Source organism: Bullifex sp. (assembly GCF_034103065.1).
Classification (GTDB): Bacteria; Spirochaetota; Spirochaetia; order Sphaerochaetales; family Sphaerochaetaceae; genus Bullifex.
Window position 1 is genome coordinate 1 of sequence record NZ_JAXEGN010000159.1, and the last position, 5,435, is coordinate 5,435.

Annotated in this window: 6 protein-coding genes, 1 tRNA gene and 1 pseudogene; 2 read left to right on the forward strand and 6 right to left on the reverse strand. The window is 31.2% G+C overall.

Annotation, left to right across the window (positions count from 1 at the left end; genetic code table 11):
* The first annotated feature begins 261 nt into the window (after window positions 1–261).
* Window positions 262–924 carry an amino acid ABC transporter permease gene (locus SOY52_RS06350; RefSeq protein ID WP_320848127.1) on the forward strand — a complete coding sequence of 221 codons (663 nt, stop codon included), beginning with the start codon at window positions 262–264 and terminating at the stop codon, window positions 922–924.
* Between the two features lie 12 nt (window positions 925–936).
* The gene (locus tag SOY52_RS06355; protein ID WP_320848128.1) at window positions 937–1,725 is read left to right on the forward strand and encodes a transporter substrate-binding domain-containing protein; all 789 of its coding nucleotides are present in this window, start codon (window positions 937–939) and stop codon (window positions 1,723–1,725) included.
* A 45-nt stretch (window positions 1,726–1,770) separates the two neighbouring features.
* On the opposite strand, the gene mscL is transcribed toward SOY52_RS06355, so the two are convergent.
* The 6 genes and pseudogenes from mscL to SOY52_RS06385 form a co-directional block, all read right to left on the reverse strand.
* A complete protein-coding gene (gene mscL, locus SOY52_RS06360; protein WP_320848129.1) occupies window positions 1,771–2,208 on the reverse strand; it encodes a large-conductance mechanosensitive channel protein MscL in 438 nt (145 codons plus the stop codon).
* Window positions 2,209–2,241: 33 nt separating this feature from the next.
* Window positions 2,242–3,525 (reverse strand): HD-GYP domain-containing protein, encoded by a 1,284-nt coding sequence (locus SOY52_RS06365; RefSeq protein ID WP_320848130.1) that lies wholly within the window; start codon window positions 3,523–3,525, stop codon window positions 2,242–2,244.
* Between the two features lie 86 nt (window positions 3,526–3,611).
* Window positions 3,612–4,259: an MATE family efflux transporter gene (locus SOY52_RS06370; RefSeq protein ID WP_320848132.1), complete on the reverse strand. Its 648-nt coding sequence runs from the start codon at window positions 4,257–4,259 to the stop codon at window positions 3,612–3,614.
* 16 nt (window positions 4,260–4,275) lie between these two features.
* Window positions 4,276–4,401: pseudogene (locus tag SOY52_RS06375) on the reverse strand (transposase); the annotation flags it as partial.
* Window positions 4,402–4,565: 164 nt separating this feature from the next.
* Window positions 4,566–4,638, reverse strand: a tRNA-Phe gene (locus SOY52_RS06380).
* 131 nt (window positions 4,639–4,769) lie between these two features.
* Window positions 4,770–5,435, reverse strand: a 666-nt coding sequence (locus SOY52_RS06385) for an ABC transporter permease (protein ID WP_320848131.1), incomplete at its 5' end; no start/stop codon positions are given.

Here is a 5,435-nt window from a genome sequence, read left to right on the forward strand (position 1 = left end):
TCAAAAATGATTACTCTGATTTTCTATGTATTTTTTACTGTTCCAACATAGTAAGAATGATTCCATACTATATGAGTAAGTTCTGTAATGAACAAGATTTATCTTCATAATTTATTATATCACATGCATATATTTTAGCAAATACTATTTTGCGCTTTCATCTCGGTAATTGAATTATCGAGGATTCCCGCTTAATATCCTAAAAATGATTTTTAAGTAATACTTTACAAATATTACTTTGTTCTGTATTTTTGTCTTAATATGTCAGAACGTGTTTGGGCAATAATTGCATCTTCCTTTAAAACGATATTAATTCCTGGTCTTACTGTAACAATACCATTAACAATAATTTCGTTTTCAATTGCATTAATAATTGCCACATTTACTGCTATTGTACAAGTCAAAAATATTAAAATACTTAAACAACTAGCCCGCTTCTACATTTGGATCATTAGAGGAACTCCTTTACTTGTTCAACTATTTGTTGTCTTTTATGGTCTTCCTTCATTAGGAATTATCCTTGACCCATTTCCAGCTGCAGTAATTGTATTTTCAATAAATGAAGGGGCATATGCTGCTGAAATAATTCGCGCAGCAATTGAAGCTGTTAATAAAGGTCAAACAGAAGCTGGAGTTTGTTTAGGCCTATCATATTTTCAAACAATGTATCACATAGTACTACCACAAGCATTTAAAATTGCTTTTCCATCATTATCAAATTCTCTTATTGCAATGGTAAAGGATACTTCTCTTGCTGCTAATATCACAGTATGTGAGATGTTTATGAAAACCCAGCAAATTGTTGCAAGAACATATGAAGCTTTAGCTTTATATTTACTAGTAGGTTTTATATATTTAATTTTCTGTACTGTCCTCACTAAATTACAAAGCTGGGGAGAAAAGAAATTAGCTAAATCATATTAAAGAGGTGATAGTATGAAAAAACTTCTTATTATTTTAATTGTTCTTTCTTTAATGCTTACTTCTTGTACAAAAAAGAGTGAAAGCAACCTTGACCACCTTGGTAGAATTAAAGAAAGTGGAGTTATTACAGTTGCTATGGAAGGTACATGGGCTCCATGGACTTACCATGATGAAAAAGATGTATTAACAGGTTACGATGTGGATGTAGCATCTGCAATCGCTCAAAAGCTTGGTGTAAAGGCATCATTTGTTGAAGGCGAATGGGATGGCCTTTTTGCAGGTCTTGATGCAGGAAGATATGATATTGTTGTTAATGGTGTAGATATTACTGAAGAGAGAAGTCAAAAATACAATTTCTCAACCCCATATGCCTACAATAAAACAGCAATTATTGTAAACCAAGATAGAACTGATATTAATTCATTTGATGACCTAAATGGTAAAAAAACTGCAAATACTATTAGCTCAACTTATGCTGGGGTAGCTGAAAGCTATGGTGCAAGTGTTACAGGTGTAGATGATTTAAATCAAACATTCCAGCTATTATTAACAAATAGAATTGATGCAACCCTTAACTCTGAGATGACATATTATGACTATATGAAAGCTCATCCAAATGAAAAAATTAAGATTGCAGCATTAAGTGAAGATGCTACTGAAGTAGCTATTCCAATTAAAAAAGATAGCGATAATGAATCCTTAGTTAAAGCTATTAACAAAGCTCTTGAGGAGTTAAAAGCAGAGGGAAAACTTAAAGAGTTATCTGAAAAATACTTTGGTGTTGATATCTCTAATAAATAAGTATCTAAGAGTGCATCTAGCTTGGTGCACTCTTATTTTATCTTCTTATTTCTTTAAAAGATCTCTAATTTCTTCAAGAAGAACGATGTCAGCTGGCTTTGCTGGTGGAACCTTAGCTGCTTCAGCTGCAGCTGCAGCCTTCTTAGCTTCCTCTTCCTTCTTCTTTTTCTCATTAAGTTTGTTAAATGACTTAACAATTATAAATAATACTAATGCAATTAAGATAAACTGAATAATAGCATTAATAAATACACCGTAGCGAATTGCTAATTCAGCCACCTCTTCTGTTGCAGGCTTTAATACAATCTTTAACTCTGAAAAATCGATACCACCTGTTACAATACCAATTATTGGATTAAGAATATCTTTAACAAGTGAGTTCACTATAGCAGTGAATGCAGAGCCAACAACTACACCAACAGCCATATCAAGTACATTGCCGCGGGTGATAAATTTCTTGAATTCAGCAAAGAATGATTTCATTACTAATTCCTCCCAAAATTATATTAACATTCATCAACTAATTTGATGAAATGTAGCTTCAACTTTATCTCTAATATCTAGAAAAACTTCAACTAATAATGGATCAAAATCTGTTCCAGAACCATTTTTTATTATTTCAAAACAAGCATCTAGAGGTAGCGCATCTCTATAACATCTTTTTTCACTAACTGCATCAAATACATCAGAAATTGCCATAATTCTTGCAGCAAGAGGAATATCTTCTCCTGATAATCCTTCTGGATAACCTTTACCATTCCATTTTTCATGATGGTATAGTGCAATTAAATGAGAAATCTTACTTAAATCCTTAGTTTGAGTCTTTGAAAATGTTTCATCAATTATTCTAGCTCCAATAGTCGAGTGTGTTTTTATTATTTCAAATTCCTCACTAGTTAATCTTCCAGGCTTTTTTAATACACTATCAGGAATTGCAATTTTACCAATATCATGCATTGGAGCTGCTAAAGCTAGGTTTTTGATGTAACTTTTTGTTAAAGTATCCTTAAAATAACCTCTATTACTAAGTTCTGTTGCCAATAAGCGAACATACTCTGTTGTTCTTTTAATGTGTCCACCCGTTCCTTCATCCCTATTTTCAACTAAAGAAGCAAATGAAAAAATCATTTCTTCATGGACAATTTGGAGCTCCCTAGAAGAAGGATCTTCATAGTTAATAAAGCTTCCAAGAATTATCAAAATAACACCAATACTTGAAATAAGTGTCTCAGGGAATATCATTTGAATAATCGATGTAACAGTTAATGCAACAAATGAAGAAAGAAGAACTAATCGTTTCTTATCTTCAATTGTTTTCCAATTCTTTAAAAAAATAAATATCGCTACAACTGCATAGAATAAAGATAATAAATAACAGGTATAAACCGGTATTCCCATCGAATAATTTGTATAGGTGCCTTTTATGTATTCAAGCTTAGGTGCAAAAACAATTACACATAAAATATTAATAATGAATGGTGTGTATAAAAGTATTTTTTTATTTTTAGTCGTTGGAATTTTGTCTGTTAAGTGAAGAATATAAATAAGTAAAGCAAATAAAAAACTATCAACAGAGATTAAAAAGGCAATATGTAAGCTTAAATTTAAAAGACTTGAAAAGCTATCAAGATGATTAACTGTATATGCAGTTATTGCATCTAACACAAGTTCCGTAATACCTACAATAAGTAGAGTATCATAGTACGTCCATCTTTTTGTTATTCCTTTAATTCTATACTTTTGAAGATAAATAAATAGGATGTATATTGCTATTACTAATGAACCAAGTTGTAATTTCATCAAATACCTCCTACTGTGTTCTTGATATTATCAATTTTACAGATATGACACAAGATTACCAGTAAGAAGTATTTGATATAAATTAATCACAGATTCATATTTTTTGATGCAATTTTCTTCATTTTCTTAACTGACAGTAAACATACTATAAGTGTAAAAATATCTGACAATGGTTGTGATAGATATATTCCTGTAATACCTAGTATTCTCGGCAAAAATAGAATAAATATAGTGTAAAAAATTCCCTGACGAATTAATGATAAGAAGAGACCAAACCTTGCTTCTCCTATCGTTTGGAATGTAATTGTCATCATGTAGCATATTCCAAAGGCAGGAAAGAGTATTACTTGTGATATGAGTAAATTCTTTCCAAAGTTAATAATTACAGGATTTCTATTAAATGCAATAATTAAAGGCTTTGATAACAATATATATATCACCCCAACTATAATTGTTAAAGCAATTGATCCCTTTAAAGCAAATCTAACACTTGAATGGAATCTTTCCTCATCTTTTGCACCATATGCATAAGCTGCAACTGGCTGGTAACCCTGCATAAAACCCATTATTACATAACATCCAATTAATATCAGACGCTGAACTACGCCATAAGAAGCAATTATTTCATCACTTTGACTTAAGCTTGCTGCAGCAATGTTTGTTAATGAAGATGCTAATGAAAGACATATTTGAATTATTGCTGTAGGAATACCTATTAATGCTACGGTTTTAATAAATCCTACACTTGGTTTCTCTCAGTATTTTTCCTATCTCTAATCTTAACCTGCCATATATTACAAGTCTTCTATACTTAAGTGCAAAAACTATGTGATATTTGCAATTCCATTTGGTATGAGCTAAACTTTCCTCATCCATTTTTAATTCTCCTTTATTGGTTGTGGTGCTACTTGGTCGTGCAACACTTCCATTATCGGAGAATTATTTTATTTTTGCATAGCTAAAGCTTTTAGAACCTCCAGCCGAGCTGGAAGTTTTCGTTTCACAATAAAAAAAAACTCCTTGATTTCAAGGAGTCCTATTGCCGCCTCCAGGAATCGAACCAGGGACACAAGGATTTTCAGTCCTTTGCTCTACCTACTGAGCTAAAGCGGCGTGCTTTTCAGCAACGAGTAGTAATATACTCTTTATCGAAAACAAAATCAACTACTTTTTAATATTTTTCTATAAAAATTCTATAAAAAATTTATATTTTCATTCTATAAAAAAAATTATTTAATATAAAATTAGTGTCTAATTTTCTTTATACTTTCTCCTATATAAGAAAAGGTCAAAGTAAATAATAAAATTAGCAATATAGGGAAAACTATCATATATGGTCTAGTTAATAAGAAAGCTCTAGACTCCTGAATAACACCACCTAAAGTTGGTGATGTTTCATCAAGCCCAGCACCGATAAAGCTTAATGTTGCTTCAAGTATTACAGATGATGAAAAAATAAAAGGAATTTGATTAATTAGCATCATCAAAGTATGTCTAAATACAATAATAATCTTGTAATACTTTTCATCGTGACCTAATGATAAGCCTGCTAGGTAATATTCACTTTGTAGTTGCATCTTTCCCTCACTTCTAACTAATCTTGCACATTGCGGTATGAATGCTGTTGAAAGAGATAAAACTAATAATGGTGCACTTTTTCCGACAGTCACAATTAATAGTGACGCAAATAGAATTGCCGGAAGAGCTTTTATTGAGTCAATTATACGCATTAATACTTCATCAAGCAACTTTGAAAAAAGTGATAATACACCAATAATAAACCCACAAATTGTTGATAACAAAGCAACAGAAAAAGAAATAAAAAATGAATTTCTAGCGCCATTAATACAACGTGAAAAAAGATCTCTTCCTAAAGAATCTGTTCCAAGTATATGCTCTAAAGAAGGAGA

Bases quoted from the DNA above. Each gene is read 5' to 3' on its own strand.
- mscL (WP_320848129.1), bottom strand. From the start codon at position 2,208: ATGAAATCATTCTTTGCTGAATTCAAGAAATTTATCACCCGCGGCAAT.
- SOY52_RS06350 (WP_320848127.1), top strand. From the start codon at position 262: ATGTCAGAACGTGTTTGGGCAATAATTGCATCTTCCTTTAAAACGATA.
- SOY52_RS06355 (WP_320848128.1), top strand. From the start codon at position 937: ATGAAAAAACTTCTTATTATTTTAATTGTTCTTTCTTTAATGCTTACT.
- SOY52_RS06365 (WP_320848130.1), bottom strand. From the start codon at position 3,525: ATGAAATTACAACTTGGTTCATTAGTAATAGCAATATACATCCTATTT.